Annotated in this window: 19 protein-coding genes; 7 read left to right on the forward strand and 12 right to left on the reverse strand. The window is 73.7% G+C overall.

Features of this window, described 5'->3' with window-relative positions; genetic code table 11:
- Position 1 precedes the first annotated feature (1 nt).
- Genes ACTMS0_RS15165 through ACTMS0_RS15195 form a run of 7 tightly spaced genes read right to left on the reverse strand, consistent with a single transcriptional unit; the run spans position 2 to position 7,092 of the window.
- Positions 2 to 1,228 (reverse strand): MCE family protein, encoded by a 1,227-nt coding sequence (locus ACTMS0_RS15165; protein WP_441155814.1) that lies wholly within the window; start codon positions 1,226 to 1,228, stop codon positions 2 to 4.
- Positions 1,228 to 2,211, reverse strand: coding sequence for an MCE family protein (locus ACTMS0_RS15170; protein WP_441155815.1), 984 nt, complete (start codon positions 2,209 to 2,211; stop codon positions 1,228 to 1,230). The genes ACTMS0_RS15165 and ACTMS0_RS15170 overlap by 1 nt, the downstream gene beginning before the upstream one ends.
- A complete protein-coding gene (locus ACTMS0_RS15175; RefSeq protein WP_441155816.1) occupies positions 2,208 to 3,239 on the reverse strand; it encodes an MCE family protein in 1,032 nt (343 codons plus the stop codon). Before ACTMS0_RS15175 ends, ACTMS0_RS15170 begins: the two co-directional genes overlap by 4 nt.
- Entirely contained in the window at positions 3,236 to 4,525 is a 1,290-nt protein-coding gene (locus ACTMS0_RS15180; protein WP_441155926.1) for an MCE family protein, read from the reverse strand. The genes ACTMS0_RS15175 and ACTMS0_RS15180 overlap by 4 nt, the downstream gene beginning before the upstream one ends.
- A gap of 2 nt (positions 4,526 to 4,527) precedes the next feature.
- The gene (locus ACTMS0_RS15185; RefSeq protein WP_441155817.1) at positions 4,528 to 5,331 is read right to left on the reverse strand and encodes an MlaE family ABC transporter permease; all 804 of its coding nucleotides are present in this window, start codon (positions 5,329 to 5,331) and stop codon (positions 4,528 to 4,530) included.
- A 1-nt stretch (position 5,332) separates the two neighbouring features.
- The gene (locus tag ACTMS0_RS15190; RefSeq protein ID WP_441155818.1) at positions 5,333 to 6,100 is read right to left on the reverse strand and encodes an MlaE family ABC transporter permease; all 768 of its coding nucleotides are present in this window, start codon (positions 6,098 to 6,100) and stop codon (positions 5,333 to 5,335) included.
- The gene (locus ACTMS0_RS15195) at positions 6,097 to 7,092 is read right to left on the reverse strand and encodes an ABC transporter ATP-binding protein (protein WP_441155819.1); all 996 of its coding nucleotides are present in this window, start codon (positions 7,090 to 7,092) and stop codon (positions 6,097 to 6,099) included. Before ACTMS0_RS15195 ends, ACTMS0_RS15190 begins: the two co-directional genes overlap by 4 nt.
- A gap of 164 nt (positions 7,093 to 7,256) precedes the next feature.
- On the opposite strand from ACTMS0_RS15195, the gene shbA reads away from it, so the two are divergent.
- From shbA to ACTMS0_RS15220, 5 genes are all read left to right on the forward strand, one after another.
- Entirely contained in the window at positions 7,257 to 7,838 is a 582-nt protein-coding gene (gene shbA / locus ACTMS0_RS15200) for an RNA polymerase sigma factor ShbA (protein WP_441155820.1), read from the forward strand.
- Positions 7,835 to 8,644, forward strand: coding sequence for an anti-sigma-D factor RsdA (locus ACTMS0_RS15205; RefSeq protein WP_441155821.1), 810 nt, complete (start codon positions 7,835 to 7,837; stop codon positions 8,642 to 8,644). Before shbA ends, ACTMS0_RS15205 begins: the two co-directional genes overlap by 4 nt.
- A 294-nt stretch (positions 8,645 to 8,938) precedes the next feature.
- Positions 8,939 to 9,385: a hypothetical protein gene (locus ACTMS0_RS15210; protein WP_441155822.1), complete on the forward strand. Its 447-nt coding sequence runs from the start codon at positions 8,939 to 8,941 to the stop codon at positions 9,383 to 9,385.
- A gap of 44 nt (positions 9,386 to 9,429) precedes the next feature.
- Positions 9,430 to 9,780: a hypothetical protein gene (locus ACTMS0_RS15215; RefSeq protein ID WP_441155927.1), complete on the forward strand. Its 351-nt coding sequence runs from the start codon at positions 9,430 to 9,432 to the stop codon at positions 9,778 to 9,780.
- 296 nt (positions 9,781 to 10,076) lie between these two features.
- A complete protein-coding gene (locus ACTMS0_RS15220; protein ID WP_441155823.1) occupies positions 10,077 to 11,327 on the forward strand; it encodes a family 16 glycosylhydrolase in 1,251 nt (416 codons plus the stop codon).
- Positions 11,328 to 11,397: 70 nt separating this feature from the next.
- Here ACTMS0_RS15220 and ACTMS0_RS15225 read toward each other — a convergent pair whose 3' ends face one another.
- Both ACTMS0_RS15225 and ACTMS0_RS15230 read right to left on the reverse strand, forming a co-directional pair.
- Entirely contained in the window at positions 11,398 to 12,570 is a 1,173-nt protein-coding gene (locus tag ACTMS0_RS15225; protein ID WP_441155824.1) for a PQQ-dependent sugar dehydrogenase, read from the reverse strand.
- A gap of 157 nt (positions 12,571 to 12,727) precedes the next feature.
- Positions 12,728 to 13,606, reverse strand: a complete 879-nt coding sequence (locus ACTMS0_RS15230; RefSeq protein ID WP_441155825.1) for an alpha/beta fold hydrolase — start codon at positions 13,604 to 13,606, stop codon at positions 12,728 to 12,730.
- Between the two features lie 153 nt (positions 13,607 to 13,759).
- Between ACTMS0_RS15230 and ACTMS0_RS15235 the strand changes: the two genes are divergently transcribed.
- On the forward strand, positions 13,760 to 17,104 hold the full coding sequence (locus ACTMS0_RS15235) for a BTAD domain-containing putative transcriptional regulator (protein ID WP_441155826.1): 3,345 nt from the start codon (positions 13,760 to 13,762) through the stop codon (positions 17,102 to 17,104).
- 200 nt (positions 17,105 to 17,304) lie between these two features.
- On the forward strand, positions 17,305 to 18,027 hold the full coding sequence (locus ACTMS0_RS15240; protein ID WP_441155827.1) for a DUF2306 domain-containing protein: 723 nt from the start codon (positions 17,305 to 17,307) through the stop codon (positions 18,025 to 18,027).
- Positions 18,028 to 18,030: 3 nt separating this feature from the next.
- Here ACTMS0_RS15240 and ACTMS0_RS15245 read toward each other — a convergent pair whose 3' ends face one another.
- The 3 genes from ACTMS0_RS15245 to ACTMS0_RS15255 form a co-directional block, all read right to left on the reverse strand.
- On the reverse strand, positions 18,031 to 18,528 hold the full coding sequence (locus ACTMS0_RS15245; protein WP_441155828.1) for a pyridoxamine 5'-phosphate oxidase family protein: 498 nt from the start codon (positions 18,526 to 18,528) through the stop codon (positions 18,031 to 18,033).
- A 152-nt stretch (positions 18,529 to 18,680) separates the two neighbouring features.
- Positions 18,681 to 19,100 (reverse strand): hypothetical protein, encoded by a 420-nt coding sequence (locus ACTMS0_RS15250; RefSeq protein ID WP_441155829.1) that lies wholly within the window; start codon positions 19,098 to 19,100, stop codon positions 18,681 to 18,683.
- A gap of 73 nt (positions 19,101 to 19,173) precedes the next feature.
- Positions 19,174 to 21,312: a hypothetical protein gene (locus tag ACTMS0_RS15255; RefSeq protein ID WP_441155830.1), complete on the reverse strand. Its 2,139-nt coding sequence runs from the start codon at positions 21,310 to 21,312 to the stop codon at positions 19,174 to 19,176.
- Between the last annotated feature and the right edge of the window lie 407 nt (positions 21,313 to 21,719).

A 21,719-nucleotide genomic window follows, 5' to 3' on the forward strand; every position in this document is an offset into this window, starting at 1 on the left:
GTCATGCCGGCCCCCGCAGGATTCCGCCGAGGGTGAGGTCGGGGCCGCCCGGCGCCGGCGACGGCACCGCCGCGCCGGGCGCCACCGGTGAGGGTGTGGCCGGTGGAGCCGGGCGGGTCGCGCCGGGCGGCAGCTTGAGCAGCTTCCGGAGCTGGTCGGTCATCGGAAGCTTTCGGGCGTGCAGGGTCTGCGCGAGGGCGTGGCACGTCGCGGGCACCTTCGCGGGCGCCTGGTCCACCAGCAGGGAGCAGACGAAGCTGGCCGGGTCGTACGGGCCGGTCGCGTTGTCGCGGGTGTCCAGTGTGCCGGAGCGGGGGTTGTAGGCCAGCGCGAGGTTGTTCAGCGCCAGCGGGGCGACGTCGAGGATCTCGATGACCGCCCGCTGCTGGCGGACCAGCACGCCGGTGATGTCGGCCAGGGCGGCGACGTCGGCGGTCAGCACGTCCCGGTTCTGCCGGACGAAGGTGGTGACGTCGGCCAGCGCGGTGGCCAGGTTGCGCAACGCGGCGGCGAGTTCGTCCCGCTCGCCGGCCAGTTGCCCGGCCACCTCGGCCAGTTGCCGGTTGAACGCGCGGACCTGCTGGTCGCTGCGGGCCAGGGCGGTGGTGAAGCGCTGCAGGTTGGCCACCGAACCGAAGAGGTCCTGCCGCCCGTCGGCGAGCGTGGTCAACGCCCGGGAGAGCCCGTCGAGGGTGTCGTGCAGCTCGTCGCCGTTGCCCTCCAGGTTGGCGCGGCCGGTGGCGACGAGGTCGGACAGGGCGCCGTCGGCGTTGGCGCCCTCCGGCCCGAGCGCGCGGTTGAAGTCGTCGAGCGCCCGGTAGATGTCGTCGATCTCCATCGGGGTGGCGGTGCGATCGACCGGAATCTCGGCGCCGTCGGCGAGCACCGCGCCGCCGCCGTACGCGGGGGTGAGCTGCACGTAGCGGTCGCTGACCACGCTGGGCGGGACGATCACGGCCTGCGCCCCGGCCGGCACCTCCACCTGCCGGTCGTAGCGCATGGTCACCCGCACGGTGCGGCCCTGCGGTTGCACCGAGACCACCTCGCCGATGCGGACGCCGAGCACCCGCACGTCGGAGCCCGGGTGCACGCCGACCGCACCGGTGAAGTGGGCGACGACCCGGCGGGGCGGCGGACCGGGGCGCAGCACCGCCACAGCGGCGGCCACGGTGACCAGGACGGTCGCGGCGGCGACCGGTCGGCGCCACCGGCGTACGGGACCGGGCATCAGCGTCCTCCCGTCGTGGGCTGGAATGGCTGGACGAGCCCCTGCACGTACGAGTCGAACCACCGTCCGTTGCCGACCACGTTGGCGAACGCGCTGACGAACGGCGCCATCCGCTGGACGGTGAGTTCGAGGTCGTCACGGTTGCGTTGCAGGATGGCGATCACGTCCCGCAGTTGGCGCAGGGCCGGGGTGAGCTGGGCGCGGTTGTCGGCGACCAGACCGGAGAGCTGGGTGGCCAGGTCGTTGGTGCCGACGAGCAGCTCGTGGATGGCGTCCCGGCGGCGGCGTACCTCGGCCAGGAGGGCCTCGCCGTCGGTGACCAGCGCGCGGAACTCCTCGTCGCGGGTCGCAAGCACGTCGGTGACCGTCCGGGCGCGGGCCAGCAGCGAGCGCAGTTCGGCGTCGCGGTCGGCGACCGTACGGGAGAGCCGCGACAGCCCGACCAGCGAGGCGTTGACCGTGTCGGGGGTGTCGGCGAACGTCTCCGACAGGGTGGCGAAGGCGGCGGCGAGCTGGTCGGTGTCGATCGTGTCGAGGGTGTCGGCGAGGCCGGTGACGGCCTGCACCACGTCGAACGGCGCGGCGGTGCGCTCGAGGGGGATCTGGGCACCCTCGGGCAGCCGTCCCCCGCCGTCGGGCGCCAGCGCCAGGTACTTCTGACCCAGCACCGTCTTGATCCGGATCGTCGCCGCGGTCCGGTCGCCGAGGCGTACGCCGTCGTCGTCGACGCGGAAGCGGACCCGCACGTACGGGCCGGTGTCCCGGGCCAGTTCCACGGCGGTGACCTTGCCGACGCGCACACCGGCGACTCGCACCTCGTTGCCCACCGCCAGCCCGCTGGCGTCGGAGAACGCCGCCTGGTAGGCGCGCCCGGTCAGCGCCGCGAGCCGGTCGAGCTGGAAGGCGCCGACCAGGGTGGCGCCGACCAACGCGAGGCCGACGGCGCCCACGGCGACGGGATTGCGTTCCCGGAACGGTCTCATCGGCTACCTCCGGTCGCGCACCGGGCGGCCGGCGCGCTGAACGTCACGGGGTTGAGGGTCTGCCCGCCGGCCGTGACCCGGCCGTCGAAGTCGCAGAGGTAGAAGTTGAACCACGACCCGTACGAGGCGACCCGGGTCAGCGACTCGTACCGTTCGGGGAGCCGGCCGAGCGTGCCGTCGATGACGGCCGCGTTGCGGTTGAGGGTGCCGGCGAGCGTGTCGAGGGCCCGGATGTCGGCGGCGAGCGGTGGTCGCGCGTCGCCCAGCAGCGCGGATGTGGCGCTGGTGAGGTCGCCGATGCTGACCAGCGCCTCGCCGATCGCGGTCCGGTCGCCGGCCAACCCGGAGACGAACTGCTGCAGCTGCCGGATCGTCTGGTCGAGCTCGCGGTCGCGGGTGGCGAGGGTGGCCAGGACGGTGTTGAGGTTGGTGACGACCCGGCCGATGACGGCGTCCCGGTCGGCGAGGGTGTTGGTCAGCGACGCGGTGCGGTGCAGCAGGCTCGTGACGGTGCCGCCCTCACCCTGGAGGACCTGGATGATCTCGTAGGCGAGCTTGTTCACGTCCTGCGGGTCGAGCGCGGTGAACAGTGGACGGAACCCGTTGAACAGCACCGTCAGGTCCAGCGCCGGGGTGGTCTGCCCGATCGGGATGAGCCCTCCGGGTCGCAGCGGCCGGCGCTCGCCGGGGCCCTCGGTCAGCGCCAGGTAGCGCTGGCCGACCAGGTTGCGGTAGCGGATCTTGGCGTGGACGCCGGTGGCCAGCGGCACGTCGTCGCGGACGGTGAAGGACACCTCGGCGACGGTGTTGTCGACCACCCGGATGTCGCGGACCTGTCCGACGCGGACGCCGGCGATGCGCACGTCGTCGCCGGGCAGCAGCCCGGTGACGTCGGTGAACCGGGCGCGGTAGGTCGGGCCGCCGGCCGGGAACGCGCCGAGGGTCTGCGCGAGCAGGGCGGTGAGCAGCAGCGTCACGGCGGCGAAGAGGCTCAGCTTGAGCAGCGAGGCGGTGGTCTTCCCGGTCATCGCGTGTTCACCACCGCTCCGCGCAGCAGCGGTCCCCACAGCAGGACCGCGATGTCGGGCACCTCCGCCGGCGGGGTGCCGGTGACAGCGCCGACGATGGGGTCGACGAGGGCCTGTTCCTCCTCCGTGCCGGCACGTCCCATCTCGACCGGCGCGGCCGGGGCCGCGGCACCGGAAGCCGGTACGCCGACCGGCAGCAGCGGGTGGTGGCGGTCGCCGGAGTAGTCGTATCCGTCGTTGATCGGTACCTCGGGGGCGGGGGCCCCCGGTCGCGGCAGCCCGCGGCAGTTTGGTCCGCCGCTCGCGCCGTAGACCGGTTCGTCGCGCCCGCGCTCGTACTTGCCGCCGTCCCGGGTGACCTCCAGGGAGATGTGCATCCGCCCGCCGGCGAAGACCTCCTCCACCCGCGGTTGCAGGGCGACCAGACCCCGCATGAGGCACGGGTACTCGGGGGCGTACGCGGCGAGCAGTTCCAGGACCGGCCGGCTGACCTGACCGAGCCGGATGAGCTGGTCGCCGTGCCGGTCGAGGAACCCTCGGGTGACGTCGGCGGTGTCGGTGGTCTCGGCCAGGAAAGCCGCGAGCTGGCTGCGCTGGTCGGTGACGGTACGGGCGGTGACGGTGACGTCCCGCAGCAGCGCCAGCAGATCGGGCAGCGCCGCGTCGTAGCCGTCCAGGACGGTGGCGAGCGTCCGGATGTCCTCCTCGATCGTGGGCAGGGCGGGGTTGAGCTGCCTCAGGTACGCGGCGAGCCGGCTCAGGTTCGCACCGAGCTGCTCGCCGCGGCCGTCCAGGGCGGCGGCCAGCGCGCCGAGCGTCACGGCGAGCTGGTCGGGGCGGACCGCCTGGAGCAGGGGCAACGCCTCGTCGAGGACCCGTTCCAGCTCGACGGCGGTGCGGCTGCGGTCCTGGGTGATGACCGCGCCGTCGCGGATCGGTCCGGCGCCGGTGGCCGTCGGCGGGACCAGCTCGACGTACCGCTCGCCGAAGAGCGTCTTCGGCAGCAGGCGGGCGGTCACGTCGGCGGGGATCCGCCGGGTCAGGGCCGGGTCGAGCGCCAGCCGCAGAGTGGCTCCGCCGCCGTCGCTGCGCACGGAGCGCACGTCGCCGACGACGACGCCGCGTACCTTGACGTCGGCGCCGTCGCTGAGCTGCAGCCCGGCGCGGTCGGTGTGCAGGGTGACCCAGGCGACCGGCGTGAAGGCCCGGTGGTAATGGAGGACGGAGGCGGTCAGCGCCGCGGTCAGAACGGCGATGAAGACGACGCCGAGGATCCGATTCTTCATGGTCACCCCGCGATCCGGACGGTGGTGGTCGCGCCCCAGATGGCCAGCGACAGGAAGAAGTCCACGATGTTGACCGCCACGATGGCCAGGCGGACGGCGCGGCCGACGGCGACGCCGACGCCGGCCGGCCCGCCGCTGGCGGTGTAGCCGTAGTAGCAGTGGACCAGGACGACGATCACGCTGAAGACGAGCACCTTGCCGAAGGACCACAGGACGTCCCCGGGCGGCAGGAACAGGTGGAAGTAGTAGTCGTACGTGCCGGCCGACTGCCCGAAGTAGGACACCGCGATGGTCCGGGTGGCGAGGTAGCTGGAGAGCAGCCCGACCACGTACAGCGGGATCACCGCGATGAACCCGGCGATCATGCGGGTGGTGACCAGGAACGGCAGCGAGGGCACCGCCATCACCTCCAGCGCGTCGACCTCCTCGGAGATGCGCATCGCGCCGAGCTGGGCGGTGAATCCGCAGCCCACCGTCGCCGACAGGGCCAGCGCCGCCACCAGCGGGGAGATCTCCCGCGTGTTGAAGTACGCGGAGATGAAGCCGGTGAAGGCGCTGCTGCCGATCTGGTTGAGCGCCTGGTAGCCCTGGAGTCCGACCTCGGTGCCGGTGAAGAAGGTGAGGAAGCAGATGACGCCCACGGTGCCGCCGAGCACCGCCAGGGCCCCGGTGCCGAAGCTGACCTCGGCGAGAAGGCGGACGACCTCCCGCTTGTACCGGCGTACGGTGCGCGGCGTCCAGGCGAAGGCCCGCACGTAGAAGGCGAGCTGGCCGCCGAGGTCGTCGAGGTATCGCAGGGCCGGCACGTCAGCTCCCCTTCTGCGGTACGAGCTGGAAGTACACGGCGGTGACGACGAAGTTCAGCGCGAACAGGGCCATGAAGGTGAGTACGACGCTCTGGTTCACCGCGTCGCCGACGCCCTTCGGGCCGCCCTTGGCGGTCAATCCCTTGTACGAGGCGATCAACCCGGCCGCGGCGCCGAACAGCAGCGCCTTCACCTCCCCCACCAGCAGGTCGGGCAGCTGCCCGAGGGCCTGGAAGCTGGCCAGGTACGCGCCCGGTGTGCCGCCCTGCATGACGACGTTGAACAGGTAGCCGCCACTCACCCCGACGACGCTGACCAGGCCGTTGAGCAGCACGGCCACCAGCATCGAGGCGAGCACCCGCGGCACCACCAGCCGGTGGATCGGGTTGATGCCGAGCACCTCCATCGCGTCGAGCTCCTCCCGGATGCGGCGGGAGCCGAGGTCGGCGCAGATCGCCGAGCCACCGGCCCCGGCGATCACCAGGGCGGTCACGATCGGCCCGGCCTCGCGGACGACGGCGAGCACCGACGCGGCGCCGGTGAAGGACTGCGCGCCGAGCTGGCGGACCAGGGAGCCGAGCTGGAGGGCGATCACCGCGCCGAACGGGATCGACACCAGCGCCGCCGGCAGGATCGACACCGAGCTGATGAACCACGCCTGCTGGACGAACTCGCGGACCTGCACGGGCCGGCGGCCCAGCCCCCGGAGGGTGTCCAGGCAGAAGGCGAAGAAGTGGCCGGACTCGCGAAGCACCGCCGGGCCGCTCATCCGAGCACCCCGTCGCGCGTACCGACCCTCGGCAGCTCGAGGGTCGGCTGCCCGTCCGGCCCGGCGAACGAGCCGGGCGGCGGCTCGACACCGTGGTCGCGGCACCACTGACCGGGTGGCCGTTCGGCCCGCCGGCGCCGCCCGTCGGAGGGCTGGAGCTGCACCGGGATGGGCGGCAGGGGCGGAAGCTCGACGCCGGCCAGCGCCTCGGCCTGCAACTCCTCGGCGTCCTTCTCCTCGGCCATGCCGATGGGGCCGATCCGCTGGGCGTTGAGGAACTGCCGCACCACCGGCTCGGTGCTGGACAGCAGCATCTCCCGGGGCCCGAACATGGCCAGGTGCCCGTGGTAGATCAGGCCGATGTTGTCCGGGACCGTCCGGGCGGTGTTGATGTCGTGGGTGACGATCAGGAACGTCGCCTCGGTCCGCTGGTTGAGGTCGATGATGAGCTGGTTCAGGTAGGCGGTGCGGACCGGGTCGAGCCCGGAGTCGGGCTCGTCGAAGAGCACGATCTGCGGATCGAGGACGAGCGCCCGGGCCAGGCCGGCCCGCTTGCGCATCCCGCCGGAGATCTCCCCCGGCAGCTTCTTCTCGGCCCCGACCAGGCCCACCATGTCGAGTTTCTCGTTGACCACGGCCCGGATCTCCGACTCCGACCGGCGGGTGTGCTCCCGCAGCGGAAAGGCCACGTTGTCGTAGATGTTCATCGAGCCGAACAGCGCGCCGTCCTGGAACAGGACGCCGAAGAGCTTCCGGACCTCGTACAGCTCCCGCTCCGGCAGCCGGGGCAGGTTGCGGCCCTCGATCACGATGTCCCCCCGGTCGGGCCGAAGCAGCCCGACGAGGGTCTTGAGGAACACGGACTTCCCGGTGCCGGACGGACCGAGCAGCACGGAGATCTCGCCGGCCGGCAGGGTCAGGCTGATGTCCGACCAGACCGGCTGACCACCGAAGGACTTCGTCAGTCCCCGTACGGCCACTTCGACGCCCACGTTGCCTCCCCACCTCGCTACTGGAGACATCGCGACCGTCCAGCCGAGCGCAACAACTACTTTGCGCAGTCCCGCAGCCACCGTCAGCGGGCTAGGCAAACCGCGCCGGGCTCGATAGCGTGCCAGTTAACTCGCCGGTAACAGAGGTGTATTCAGATCCGATGATGACGACGACCGAGCCCGAGGCCGAGCTCGTCCGCCGGGCGGCCCGCCGTGACGGCGCCGCCGTCGCGGCGTTGCTCGCCGGCCTCCGCCCGGGTCTGGTGCGCTACTGCCGGGCCCGGCTGGGCCGCATCGGCGGGGCGTACACCACCGCGGACGACGTCGCCCAGGAGATCTGCCTCGCGGTGCTGCGGGCCCTGCCCGGCTATCGGGATCAAGGGCGGCCGTTCTCGGCGTTCGTCTACGCCATCGCCGCGCACAAGGTCGCCGACGCCCATCGCGCCGCGGTGCGGGCCGCCACCGTCACGGCTGAGGACGCACCGCCGGAGCACCCGGACGCGGATCCGGGCCCGGAGCAGCGGGCGGTCGCCACCGACCTGGCCCGCCGGCTGTCGGTGCTGCTCGACCGCCTGCCCGAGATGCAGCGCGAGATCGTCCTCCTCAGGGTCGCGGTCGGGCTCTCCGCCGACGAGGTGGGCACGATCGTCGGGATGACGGCGGCGGCCGTCCGGATGGCCCAGTCCCGGGCGCTGGCCCGCCTCCGTACCCTGGCGGGCGACACATTTGGCGAGGTGGCGGCATGAACGGGCGGACGCCGGAGAGCGGCGGCGAGGTGGACCTGGCGACGATCGCCCGGGACGACGAGCTGCTCGACGCGCTCGGCTGCGGCGAGCCGGCGCCGGAGGGCGACGACCTCGCCGCGATGCTGGCCGCCTGGCGTGACGACCTCGGTGCGGCGGTCGACGACGAACCCGTCCGCCCCGCGGCGCCCGCGCTCCCGCAGGCGTTGCCCCGGACGGTACGGCTCGGACGGCCGCTCGTCCGTGTCGCGGCAGCCGTCGTCGTCCTCGCCGGCGTCGCCACCGGGCTCGGGATCGGGAGCCGCGAGGCGGGGCCGAGCAGCCCGCTGTGGGCGTTGACGCAGATGCTGCACCCGGAGCAGGCCGAGGTACGGATGATCGAGGACACGATCCGCCAGGCCCGGTCCGCCCTCGCCGCCGGCCGCCCGGACGAGGCGCGCGACCTGCTCGACGAGGCACGGCGGCGGCTCACGTCGGTCGAGGACCCGTCCACCGCCCGCCGCCTCGCCGCGGAGATCGACGCCCTGCACCGCGACCTGGTCGCCACGGTGCCGACGCCCGCGCCACCGGTCCCCGGCCCGTCGACCACGCCCACGACGACGCCGCCGTCGCCCCCGGGCAGCGCCGGACCGCAGGCCCCGGCGCCGTCGTCGTCGCCACGCCCGTCGTCGTCGCCTCTGGTCGTCGTGCCGCTACCCCAGCTGCCCGGGGTGAGCCCGAAACCGAATTCGCCGCCCGGGCTGAGCCCGCTCCCGGATCCGTCGTCGCTGCCCGGGCTGCCGCTGCCGACGCTGGACATCCTGGACTAGGGCCTGTGTCCACACCTCGCGGCTTGGCCCGAACAAGTCGGTCCACCATCGACGCTCAGTAGCGGTGGAGGCTCGACGCGGACCGGGTCGACGGCGCTGGCGACGCCCTCCACCCGCCCGCCAGAAGGCTCTTGACCTGCGCATTGTTGGGTCTTGACACTTGGTGGTCGCGTGTGCGGGTGGTATGACTTGAGTACCGGCCACCAATGACGCGAGCCGTCACATCCCGTTACCGCACGGGCCGGCCCGTCGAGCGGAGGCCGTGCGGCGGCGGTTCCGGCGGGAGGAGCTGCGGTGCCGAAGATGCGGATCTGGCGTAACCGACAACCGTTCCAGAACGCGGTCGTCGCCACCGCTCCTGTGTGCGGCGTCCTGATGGTCACCCTGCAGGTCCGTCCCCCCGCGGTGGAGGTTGCCATGCCGGGGCCGGTCCGTGTCGGCTGGGTGCTCGGGCTGATCGTCGCCGGCCTGGTCGGTCTCACCGGACTGTTCTGGCCGGGCCGGTGTGCCACCGCTCTGGGCATCGAACTGGCGTCGATGCTGATGCTCGGCACCCTCGCGGGCATGTACGCGGTCGCGCTGGCGGTGTTCTCCGGCCGGATGGCAGTCGCGGCCGCGTCGTTCATCACCGCCGTGGCGATCGGGTCGTGGTGGCGGTCGGCGGAGATCATCCGTGACCTCCGGGGGCTGGCCCGGCCACGACAGCCATACCCCGGCGACATCTTCGGCAGGTTCCCGTGACACCGGCGCCCAATACCACCGCCGCACCCGACTGGGTGCAGATCCTGCTGTCGGTGCTCGGCGTCCTCGGCGGCGCTGGCGGCCTGGCCGCCATCGCCGCCGTGGTGGTGCAGCGGGGCAAGTTCCGTGCCGAGGCGGCGGATCTGCTCACCGACACCGCTCTGACCCTGGTGCAGCCGATGCGCGCGCGGGTGTCCGAACTGGAGGCGGAGGCACAGTCCACCCGCGAGCAGCTGCGGGCGTCCGACGAACGGGCCCGGCGGCTCCAGATCACGGTCGCCGAGCTCCGCGCGACGCTGGACCGCTGGTACGCGTTGATCTTCGCGCCGGACGCGACCCTCCGGTCCATCCGGTACGCGCTCCGCGAGGACCGCCGCAAACTCGACCGGCCGTAGCCACCGGCCGGCCGGCGGATGTCGACGGAGAACCAGGCCCGACCGCTGCGACCGGCGGGTCCACGTCCCGACGCGACGGGTTTCGAGCCGGGGTCGCGGCCGGGCCGGTGAGCTGCCAGAACTCCCGGAGTAGGCGGGAGTAGCCGGGACGCATTGGTAACAGTCTTGACAGATGTTTCGGGCATCGACACACTTCGTTCGGGAGAGCGCTCTCAAGGCCCCTCTCCACGGTGACGGCGCGCCGCGGCGGAGGCCCGTGCACACACCGACGTCCACCACCGATCACGGAGATTCCCATGCGCAGAGCCCGTCCCCTCGGGCGGCGACTGCTCGTCGCCGCCGTCGCTGCCGTCACACTCGCCGCGTCCCTCGTCCTGCCCGCTCCCGCCGACCCGGCCAGAGCCGCCATCGGCGGGATCACCTGGCAGGACGAGTTCAACGCCCCCGCCGGCACGCCCGTCGACCAGAGCCGGTGGCGGTTCGACATCGGCGGCCACGGCTGGGGCAACAACGAACGGCAGTACTACACGAACAGCACCAGCAACGCCGTGCACGACGGCCAGGGCAACCTCGTCATCACGGCACGCCGGGAGAACCCGGCCAACTACCAGTGCCACTACGGCCGGTGCGAGTACACCTCGGCCCGCCTGCTCACCGCCGCGACGTTCACCCAGGCGTACGGCCGCTTCGAGGCCCGCATCAAGATCCCGCGCGGGCAGGGCATCTGGCCCGCGTTCTGGATGCTCGGCAACGACATGGGCAGCGTCGGCTGGCCGAACGCCGGCGAGATCGACATCATGGAGAACATCGGCCGGGAGCCGAACACGGTCTACGGCACCATCCACGGCCCCGGATACTCCGGTGGAGGGGGCATCACCGGCAGCCGCACCATCGGCCAGCCGCTCGCCGACGCCTTCCACACCTACCGGGTGGACTGGGAGCCGAACTCCATCATCTGGTACCTCGACGGCGTCGAGTACCACCGCGTCGACCCGAGCCGGCTCGGTGGGAACCGCTGGGTGTTCGACCACCCGTTCTTCATGATCCTGAACGTGGCGGTCGGCGGGAACTGGCCCGGCTACCCGGACGGCTCGACGCAGTTCCCGCAACAGATGCTCGTCGACTACGTCCGGGTCTCGGGCTACACCGCCGGCGACGGCGGCGGCACCACCCGGATCCGCGGCCTGCACAGCGGCCGCTGCATCGACATCCCCGGTGCCAACCCCGTCGAGGGTGCCAAGCTCCAGATCTGGGACTGCAACACCACCGCCGCGCAGGCGTGGACGTTCGCCTCCGACGGCACGGTGCGGGCGATGGGCAAGTGCATGGACCCGGCCTGGGCCGGCACGGCGAACGGCACCGAGGTCAACCTGGTCAGCTGCAACGGCAACCCGGCGCAACGGTTCACCCTCAACGGCGCCGGCGACCTCGTCAACCTCAACGCCAACCGGTGCGTGGACGTACGCGACTGGGTGAGCGCCAACGGCGGCAAGCTCCAGTTGTGGGACTGCACCGGTGGCGCGAACCAGAAGTGGTCCCGCGTCTGACCCGGACCGTGATCGGGCCTTCCGCGCGGAAGGCCCGATCCGCCGCACCACCGGAGAGCGGTCGCAACGGTCAGGCGGCGGGCGGGAACCACCAGCCCCGCGGCGGGAACCGCACGATCCGGTCGTCGTCCGCCGCCGGTGTGCCCCGGCCATCACGGTTGCTGGTGGTGACCCAGAGCGAGCCGTCCGGCGCCTCCTCGACCGTGCGCAGCCGGCCGTAGACGCCGACGAGGTGCGCGGTGGGGGTGCCGGGACGGCCGGTCCAGAAGTTCAGGGGTACGACCCACAGCCGCGCGCCGCGCAGGGCCGCGACGTAGAGGACGGTTCCGCCCACGATCGCCGCGCCGCTCGGCGACGCCTCGGCGGGCCGCCAGGTCACGATCGGGTCGCGGAAGCGCGGGTCGCCGGCCACCCCTTCGACCACCGGCCAGCCGTAGTTGCCACCCGGCACGATGCGGTTGACCTCGTCCCAGGTGTTCGCCCCGAACTCGGTCGCGTAGAGCCGTCCCCGCCAGTCCCAGGCCAGGCCCTGCACGTTGCGGTGGCCGAGGCTGTAGACCAGGGAGCCCGCGGTGGGGTTGGTGAGGGGCACACCGCCGTCCGGACGCAGCCGGAGGATCTTCCCGTTGCGGCTGCGCGGGTCCTGCGCGGTGGCGGCAACGCCGGCGTCGCCGACACCCGCGTAGAGCATCCCGTCGGGACCGAAGGCGATCCGCCCGCCGTTGTGGGCGCTTGCCCGCGCGAGGCCGGTGAGGATCGGCTGCTGGACCTGCGGGGCGGTGAGCCGGAAACGGACGATCCGGTTGTCGACGGCCGAGGTGAAGTAGGCGTACACGTAGCCGTCCCGGCGGAAGCGCGGCGAGACCGCCAGCCCGAGCAGGCCTCCCTCGCCGACGGCGAAGACGCCGGCGATCTGCGCGACCTGCTGCGGCGCCGCCCCTCGGCGGACGCGCAGCACCCGCCCGCTGTTCCGCTCGCCGACCAACGCGCTGCCGTCGGGGAGGAAGGCCAGCCCCCAGGGCACCACGAGCCCGGTCGCGACCACCTCCGGGCGGGTGAGGTCCACGCCCCGCCAACCGGCGGCACCCGTCGGCCCGCTGGCGGTCGCCGCCGACGGGTGGGTGGAGGCGGCGGCGGTCGCCGCCGACGCGTGGGTGGAGGCGGCGGTCGCCACGGTGGGCGGGCCGGACACGCCGACGCAGACGGTGAGGAGGACACCGGCGACAATGGATCGTCTTCTCATGCCGCACCAACCCTGAGCCGCTGGGAACGCGCCGGCCGGGACCGGCACGGCCGCCGACCGGGACAGTGGCGGTCACGGCCCAGCGTCCGCCGCCGACCGTCACCGGCCCGTCACCGGGCCACCACGCCCGGAGACGGTGTCCGCCCGGGGCCGGCCGCTACCGGTCGAGTAGCGCCCGGAGGGCCTTGACGACCTCGGCGGGCGCCTCCTCGGCCATGAAGTGACCGCAGGAGACGGTCGTGTGCCGCAGGTCGGGCGCCCACGCGCGCCAGAGGGCGGCGGCGTCGAAGCCGAGGGCCGCCCCCCAGTCCTGCTGGAGGACGGTCACCGGCATCCGCAGGCGGGTGCCGGCGACACGGTCGGCGGCATCGTGCTCGACGTCGACGCCGGCGGAGGCCCGGTAGTCGGCGACGATGGACGGCACCGCCTCCCGGGAGGCCGTCAGGTACGCGTCCCGCACGTCGGCGGGGATGGCGTCCGGGTCACGCGTCCAGATGTCGAGGAAGTGACCGAAGAAGGTGTCCGGGCTGGCGCCGATCAGCTGCTCGGGCAGGCCGGGCGGTTGCGCCATCAGGTAGAGGTGGAACCCGACGGCGGCGGAGGTGCCGCGCATGACGTCCCACATGTCCAGCGTCGGCAGGACGTCCAGCGCGGCGAGGTGGGTGACCACGTCGGGATGGTCCAGACCGGCGCGGACGGCGACCAGGGCCCCTCGGTCGTGGCCGGCCAGGGCGAACCGGTCGTGGCCCAGCGCGCGGGCGAGGGCGACGATGTCCGCCGCCATCGTGCGCTTCGAGTAGACCGACGGGTCGGTCGCCACGGGCTTGTCGCTGGCGCCGTACCCCCGCAGGTCGGGGCAGATGACGGTGTGGTCGGCGGCGAGGTCGGCGGCCACGTGCCGCCACATGAGGTGGGTCTGGGGAAAGCCGTGCAGCAGTACGACGGGGCTGCCGGACCCACCGACCGCCGCGTGGAGCGTCACGCCGTCGCCGACCGGGACGCGCTGGTGGTCGAAACCTTCGATCCTCGGGTTCACCGGGGACACCTCTCTGCTCGGGATCGTGTCAAAGGGCCGGCGCGGTGCCGGCCGGGATCGACTCTGCCCGCGGGCGATGAGCAGCCGATGAGTGCCGGATGAGTGCCGTGACCAACGGAGGCGCACCGATCGGCGGCGCATAGGGTGGGTGGCATGACCGGGCTGGCAGGGGCACCGGCGGTGACGTTCCGGGCGCTGGGGCCGCTGGAGGTGGTGGACCGGCGGGGAACCGTACCCCTCAAGGGTCCACGGCAGCGGGCGGTGCTGGCCCGCCTGCTGGTCGCCCGGGGCCGGGTCGTGCCCGTCGACCGGCTCGTCGGCGACCTGTGGGAGACGCCGGGGGACGGCGCCGTCGCCGCGATCCGCACCTTCGTCGCGGACCTGCGCCGGGCGCTCGAGCCCGGGCGCCCGTCCCGGCAGCCGGCGCGGCTGCTGGTGACCGCGCCGCCCGGGTACCTGCTCCGCGTGCCGGCCGACGCCGTGGACGCGTGGCGGTTCGAGGCGACCGTCACCGGGTCGGGCCGCTCGCTGGCCGAGGGAGACGCGGCGTCGGCGGCGGACCAGCTGGCCGAGGCCCTCGCCTGGTGGCGGGGGCCGGCGTACGCGGAGTTCGCCGACGCCCCCTGGGCGCGCGGCGAGATCAACCGGCTGGACGAGCTGCGGATGCTGGCGACGGAACGGCGGGGCGAGGCCCTGTTGGCGCTGGGTCGGGCCGCCGAGGCGGCCGTGGAGCTGGAGCAGCACGTCACCGTCCACTCGTTTCGTGAGGACGCGTGGCGGTTGTGGGCCACCGCGCTGTACCGGTCGGGCCGGCAGGCCGACGCGCTGGCCGCGCTGCGCCGCGCCCGCGAGACCCTGGCGGCGGAGCTGGGCCTGGATCCGAGCCCCCGGTTGCGCCAGTTGGAGACCGACATCCTGACCCAGGCGCCCGGTCTGGACCTCCCCGCGCCGGCGGCCGGCACCGTGGCGGGCCGGGACACCAGGACCGTCCCCGCCGGTGGCACCCCGGCGGGCGCGCCGACCGGTGCCGGCCGGGCCGGCGTGTTCGTGGGCCGGGACGCGGAGCAGGCCCGGCTCGCGCAGGCCGCCGACGACGTCGTCCGCCGGCGCCGGCCGGCGATCGCCCTGCTCTCCGGCGGGGCCGGGGCAGGAAAGACGGCACTGGCCGAGGCACTCACCCGGCGGCTGGGCGACGCCGGGTGGGCCACGGCCTGGGGCCGGAACCCGGAGTACGAGGACGCTCCGGCGGCCTGGCCGTGGACCCAGGTCGCCGAGGCGCTGGCGACCGAGGTGACCGACGTCACGCCCCTCCCGTCGCGCTCCGACGACCCGGCGCTGGCCCGGTTCCGGCGACATCGCGCCGCCGTGGCGCTCGTGACGGCGGCGGCCGCGCGGAGACCGGTGCTGCTGGTCCTCGACGACCTGCACCGGGCCGATCAGGACACCCTCGACCTGCTGACCGCGCTGCTGACCGAGCCGGAGCCGGTCACCGGTCCCGTCCTCGTCCTCGGGCTCTTCCGCGCCACCGGGATCGGGCCCGGGCTGACCGCCGCGCTGGCCCGGCTCGCCCGGATCGAACCCGTCCGGGTGTACCTCGACGGTCTCGACGAGCCGGCCACCGGCGACCTCGCCCGCGCCGTCACCGGGGCGGACCTCGACCCGTCGGCCACGCGGCTGCTGCACCTGCGCACCGGCGGCAACCCCTTCTACGTCCGGGAACTGGCGCGGCTGCTCGCCGCCGAGGGACCGGCGGCGCTGGACACCGTCCCGGCCGGCGTCCGCGACGTCGTCCGGCACCGGCTGGCCCAGCTGCCCGACGCCGCGCGAACGGTGCTGACGCAGGCCTCCGTCCTCGGTCGGGACGTGGATGCGGAGATCCTCACGGCGCTGGCCGGGGACGAAGCCGTGGTCCTGGACGCCGTCGACGCCGCGGTCCGCGCCGACCTCCTGACCGAGCGGGGCGCGGAGGGACAGTTGCGGTTCACGCACGTCCTGGTGCGCGACACCCTGTACGGCGACGTGTCCGCGCCGCGCCGCGCCCGCTGGCACACCGCCGCCGGCGAGGCCGTCGAACGCCTGCACCCGGACGACGTCACCACCCTCGCCCACCACTTCGCCCGAGCCGGCACCCGCGCCACCGCCGCACGCGCCGCCCGGTACGCCTCCGCCGCCGCCGAACGCGCCGAACGACTGTCGCGTCCGCACCAGGCGGCCCGATGGTGGCAGGAGGCGCTGACCGCCCGGCAGCGGACCGGCGGCGACGACCCGGCTGCGCGGCTGCCGTCGTTGATGGGACTGGGCCGCGCGCTCGCCGTCACCGGACATCTTGCCGAGGCACGGCGGCACCGCGCCGCCGCCCTCACCGCCGCCATGCAGGTGGACGACCCGGAACTGACCGCACAGGTGCTCACCGCCTTCGACGTGCCGGCGATCTGGACCCGCAACGACGACGAGCAGTTGTCCCAGCGCATCGTCGAGGCCGCCGGGCGCACCCTGGCCGCCCTGCCCGCCGACCGGGCCGAGCAGCGCAGCCGCCTGCTGAGCACGCTCGCCCTGGAGGTGCGGGGCACCACCGGTGACCGGGGACGCCGCGCCGCCGACGAAGCCGAGGCCATCGCCCGGCGCCTGGGGAACCCGTCACTGCTGGCGTACGCCCTCAACGCCCGCTTCATGCACACGTTCACCCGGACCGGCCTGGCTCCGCGGCGGGCCGCCATCGGGGCGGGACTGGTCGACCTGTCCCGCCGGCACGAGCTGGTGACCTTCGAGGTCCTCGGCCACCTCATCGTGCTCCAGGCCCGGTGCGCGCTGGCCGACCTCGACGCCGCCGACGCCCACGCGACCGCCGCCGACCGGCTCGCCGACCGCTACGACCTGCCGCTGGTCGGCGTGTTCACCCGCTGGTACGCCGCGCTGCGGCTCGCCGTCACCGGGGACGTGGCGGCGGCGGAGACCGCGTACCGGGCTGCGGAGCCGGCCCTGCGATCCGCCGGCATGTCCGGTATGGAGGACGGCCTGCTGCCCCTGGCGCTGCTGTCGCTACGTCTGGCCGGCCCGGTCACCGCCGACGTGGACAGGTTGCGGGACTACGCGGACGAGTGGCAGGGGTACGCGTGGGGCCCGCACGAGCCGTGGGTCCGCCCGCTGACGCTGCTCGCCGCCGGGCGTCCCGCCGACGCCGCCGACGCGCTGTGCGCCCTCCCTGAATCGCCGCACGACCTGCTCCGCGAGGCGCGCCTCTGCCTCGCCGTCCGCGCCGCGCTCATCCTCGGCGACCGTGCCGCCATGCGGCGGACGTACGCCGACCTGTGCCCCGCCGCCGACGAACTGGCCGGGGCGGGCAGCGGCCTGGTCACCCTCGGCCCGGTCGCCGACCACCTCGCGGCCCTGGCCACCGCACTGGGCCGCCCCGACGAGGCCGCCGACCACCGGCGATCCGCCGCCGCGGTGTCGGCCCGGGTGGCCCTTGCCGCTCCTCGCGTGGCGGGGACCGACTGAGTCGGTGCCAGACAGGTCGGACACTCTTCCAGCGGTGCCCTTCACGATGCCGCCAACCGGCCGGGCATCGAGACCACTCCCTGAGCCGAGCACGGTGGAAGAAGCACGACCGGTTACCGGAAACCTACGGTGGGGACGGCAGGTGAGGTCGAGGCATGACCGGCACCGGGTGCCGGTCCGGGACCTGGGAGGAGCCCACCGTGACCCGGTATGTCGAGGAGGTCGGTGGCCCGGCGACGCAGGCGGACCAGCCACCGGGGACGGCGGGAGGGACCGGTGCCGGGCGGCCCGCCACCCGATGGTGGCGACGGCCGTGGGTGGTGCCGTTGGTGGTGTTGAACGCCGCCTTCCTCCTGTTCGTCCTTCCGCCCTACCTGGGCCTCGACCCAAGCCGGTCACGGGTCGTGCTGAACGAGGGGTTCCCGGCGCACTACGCGGTCGTGGTGGCGCACATCCTCTTCGGCACGATCGCGCTGGTGACGGTGTGCCTTCAGGTCTGGCCGTGGCTGCGGCGGCGCCACCCGGCTCTGCACCGGATCAGCGGGCGGCTGTACGTGTTCGCCGGGGCGGTCCCGTCCGCGCTGCTCGGACTCGTCCTCATGCCGTTCGCCGCGGTGCCGGTCGGGCTTCTCGGCAGTGCGCTGGCGGCCGTGGGGTGGATCGTCACGAGCCTGGTCGGCCTGCACATGGCCCGCCGGCGGCGCTTCGCCGAGCACCGCAGGTGGATGGCGTACAGCATCGCCTTCGCCCTGCAGACCCTGTGGGGGCGGATCTTCGTCCTGACGTCCGTGCTGACCGGGGTCACCGTGAACCCGGTCGTCCTGGGCGAGGCGGCCGGATGGCTGAGCTGGCTGATGAATCTCGCCATCGCACACTGGTGGCTGCGTCGCACCGCCCGGCCGCCCCGCCCCGCGTTCAGCTGACCCTCACCCGAACCGCCAGCGGGTCGCGCTGAAGCCGGACTCCTTGTCCATGCCGATCACCTTCGCCGGACTCACCTCGTAGACGATGTACGGTGCCGGGCCGATGCCGTCGCCGTCGAGTCCACCGTCGACGACGGTCACCGGCCAGCCGTGTTTGTTCCCGTAGCCCTCGGCCACCCGCTCCAGGGTCTCCTTGTCGGTGACCCGGGACGCGGTGCCCTCGACCGAGAGGTCGAGGTCGGGCCCGGCGGCGGTGAGGACGCATTGCGGGTTGGCGGCAAGGTTCCGGACCTTCTGGGCGGACTGGCTGGAGCAGAAGTACATGGCACCGTCCAGCCACATCCCGAGCAGCGGCACGGCGTGCGGCCGGCCGTCCGGCCGGACGGTGGACAGATAGAACTCTCCCGCCTCCGCCAGCCGCTCGTGCGCCCGGGACCAGGGCGTCGGTGTGGAGCCCTCGCTGGCGAAGGACGGTTCCGCGACCGGCTCACGGTCGACCATGGGTTCCCCTTTCGAATGAACGATGACAGGTGATGGAATCAGCACGCAGAGTAACCCGGACGGACCGCTGCCGCGAGGCGGCGGGCCGCCGGCACCGGCGTGCCCCGGCGGACCGCGCGGGGCACGCCGGGGCGTCGGTGGGGGGCTGGAGGTCAGCAGGCGATCACCACGTCCGGGGACGTCAGGTAACCCATCATGTTCGGGTCCCACATGACGGAGCGGTAGGTGTACGGGCCGGTTCCCCGGCAGTCGAAGTCGAGCCGCGCCGTCGTGTGCGGCTCCATCCACCGCTCCAGCACCGTCCGCCACCCCGAGCCGCCGGGCTCGTAGCGCAGCAGCCAGAAGACCGCGTACGAGCTGCAGGTGTTGTGGGCGATGCTGCGTACGAACCCGCCGAGCGGGGTCTTCTCCGGCGTGCTCGGCGCGGTCGCGCAGGTCGCCGGCTCGCTCACCGTGGCCGCCGTGGTTGCCGGGGCCACCGCCGGCCCGGCGTACGCCGCGGCGGGCGCGCCCCCGAGGGCGAGCGCGGCGGTCAGCGACGCCGCCGTCACCAGTCTCCGGATGTCCGTCATGACGTGCTCCTTCGTCCAGCCGGTGCAGTCCAGGGCGGGCGGGCGCGGTGTCGGTGCGCCCGCCCGCGGGGCGTCACCGGACCAACGGATAGGCGTTGATGATGGTCTGCGTCAGGCGGTTGCCGTGGGAGTCGACGAGCGTCGCGCGCAGCGACACGGTCCGGGCGCCCGGCGGAGTACGGAAGACCGCCCGGTACGCGCGGTCGCCCGCCGGCACCACCCGGGCCGACCGCCAGGTGCGTCCCTGGTCCCCGGAGACCTGGACGGTCAACCGCCGCACGGTCCCCACCCGCGCCTCGGGCTGGGGGATCAGCGTGACCGGCAGGACCGTCACCGGCGTCGCCCGCGACCGGTTGCGGTCGTCGACCGTGGGGGCGTACCGGACCACCCAGATCGGCAGCCACTCGGTGTCCGCGCCGGAGCCCTCCGACCGGAAGGTCCAGGTCGCGTCGATCCTGGCGGACAGCCCGGAGATGGACGGCCGGGTGATCTGCTTCTCCACCCGGAAGTCCGCCGGCCCCGGCGCCACGGTCGCCGTCACGTCGACCGCGGCCGACTCGCCGACGAGCTGGTCACCACGGTAGAGGCGGGTGGACGCCGAGTCGGTGAGGGAACCGCCACGGTGGCCGTCCTGATCGGAGAACATCGGGACGCCGAACCACATGCGGTCGCCCTGCCGGCCCGCGTGACCGGCGAAGTCCAGCAGCGGGCCGAAGGCGGCCGCGTTCCACCGGTCGGAGTACGCCCGGCCGGCCTGGTAGGTCTGGTAGCCCTGGCCGAGCGCGGTCACCTCCGCCGGCAGGCCGTTCCCGTCGGGGCGGTTCTCCCCGAACGCGGCGCTCCACTCCACCGGGCTCGCGTCGAGGTGGTGCGTCACCCGGGCCGGCAGGTCGTACGGCAGCAGCGAGCCGATCGTGCCGGTGACGCCGGGTGCGATCGAGAACAGCGACTTGGTCGCCTGCCGCCCGGGCACCTGCTGGTTGAGCCGGGAGTTCACGGTTGCCAGGCCCGCGTCGGACACCGTGCGCCGGAACCCGGTGAAGAAGCTGCCCCGCCGGGTGTTCAACAGGCCGTAGGTGAACGGGGTGTTCCGGAAGTCGCCGCGAGCGCCGGGCACCGCCCAGGTCGAGGAGAGGTAGGACGTCAGCTCCTCGGCGGCGACCTCGGGGCCGAGGTGCCCGGCGTACAGCCCGGCGAAGTCGTCGGCGATCAGCGAGAGCCGGAACCCGGCGCCGTCGGCCGCCGGACGGTCGAATCCGAGTTCGACCAGGACCGGACGCGCCTCGGCGCGCGGCACGGTGGTGGTCACCGGCGCTGCCCGGCGGGCGTCCACGGTCACGCTGGTGTCCCGGTCCAGCGTGAGCCGGGGCTGGACCAGACGGTGCCAGGGGGCGTCCGGCCGTCCGAAGTCGACCACGTCGCCCACGAGGACGTAGTCGCCCTTCGGAAGCCGTACGGTGGCGGTGTCGCCGGTCCCGTGCAACACGGCCCGGATCTCCCCGGCCCGGTCGAACACGGTCGTCTCGGCCCGGGTCGTCGGCCGTCCGTCGGCGTCGAGATGCGCGACGGTGAGCTGGTGGCTCTCCGTCTCCTGCGCCGTGGACGCGTGACCCCGGCCGGTGCGGCCGGCGGGAGACGTGGCCGGATCGGACTGCGGGGCGTCCAGCGAGATGCGCCGGATCCCGGCGGCGCCGGAGCTGATCGCCCGCCAGGCCCGTCCCGTGTCCGACTTCGGCAGCAGCGCGGCGCTGGTGCCGGCCGCGGCCAGGCGGCGGACCGTCCGTACGCCGGGGAGGTCGGGGCCGGCCGCCGGGTCGGCGCCGCCGGCGACGATCAGCGGCAGGTGGCCGCGGCGCGCGTCGTCGTAGCCCGCCCGGACCAGGCCCGTCACGTCGAACAGCCGGCGGTCCAGCAACCCGTCGGTCACCAGCGGGCGGGCGTCCTCCGGTACGACGTACCGGTGCTCGCCCGTTCCGTAGCTGCTGAAGCGGATGCCGTCCCGCCCGGGTGCCCGGGTGACGGTGACCCGGGTTCCGTCGGCCGACGTGGTGACCCGGTCCCCCGTGATCAGCGTGATCTCGTACGTCTGCTCGGCGGCCCGGTCGCGGACGGTGGTCGGCGCCGCCGGCGCGGGCGGCGGAGCGTCGGGACGTGCCGCCACGTGTGCCGGCTGCCCGCCGAGCACCAGCACGACGGTCAACCCGACGGCCACGAGGCGTCCCGCCAGCGTGGTTCCCGTTCGCCGGACCGGGGCCGATTGCGGTCTACCACGCACGTGTCTGCCCTCCGATGTGATTCGCGCGTCCTTTCGGATCCGGCGGGTGCCCGGTGGTCTCGCCCGGTGTCCGGTGGTCCCGCCCGGACACTGAGGATCCTGGTTGCTCCGTGCGGCGGGCCGCATCTCCCGACGTGCGCTCTACCATCCGGCGGTATGAGCCATTTAATATAGATTAATTTCTATTGAACTTCGTTACGTTGACGCTGACCTGCCGCACCGGCCGGCGTCCGGGTCGCGGAGACCAGCGGCCCGTGACACCGGTCCGGCCGGCAGGGACCGGGGCCCGCCGCAGCGCCCCCTGACCCCGAGGGGCGCGGCGCGGCCGGGCACGGCCGCACCGT

Source organism: Micromonospora sp. H33, from assembly GCF_052068455.1.
Lineage (GTDB): Bacteria > Actinomycetota > Actinomycetes > Mycobacteriales > Micromonosporaceae > Micromonospora.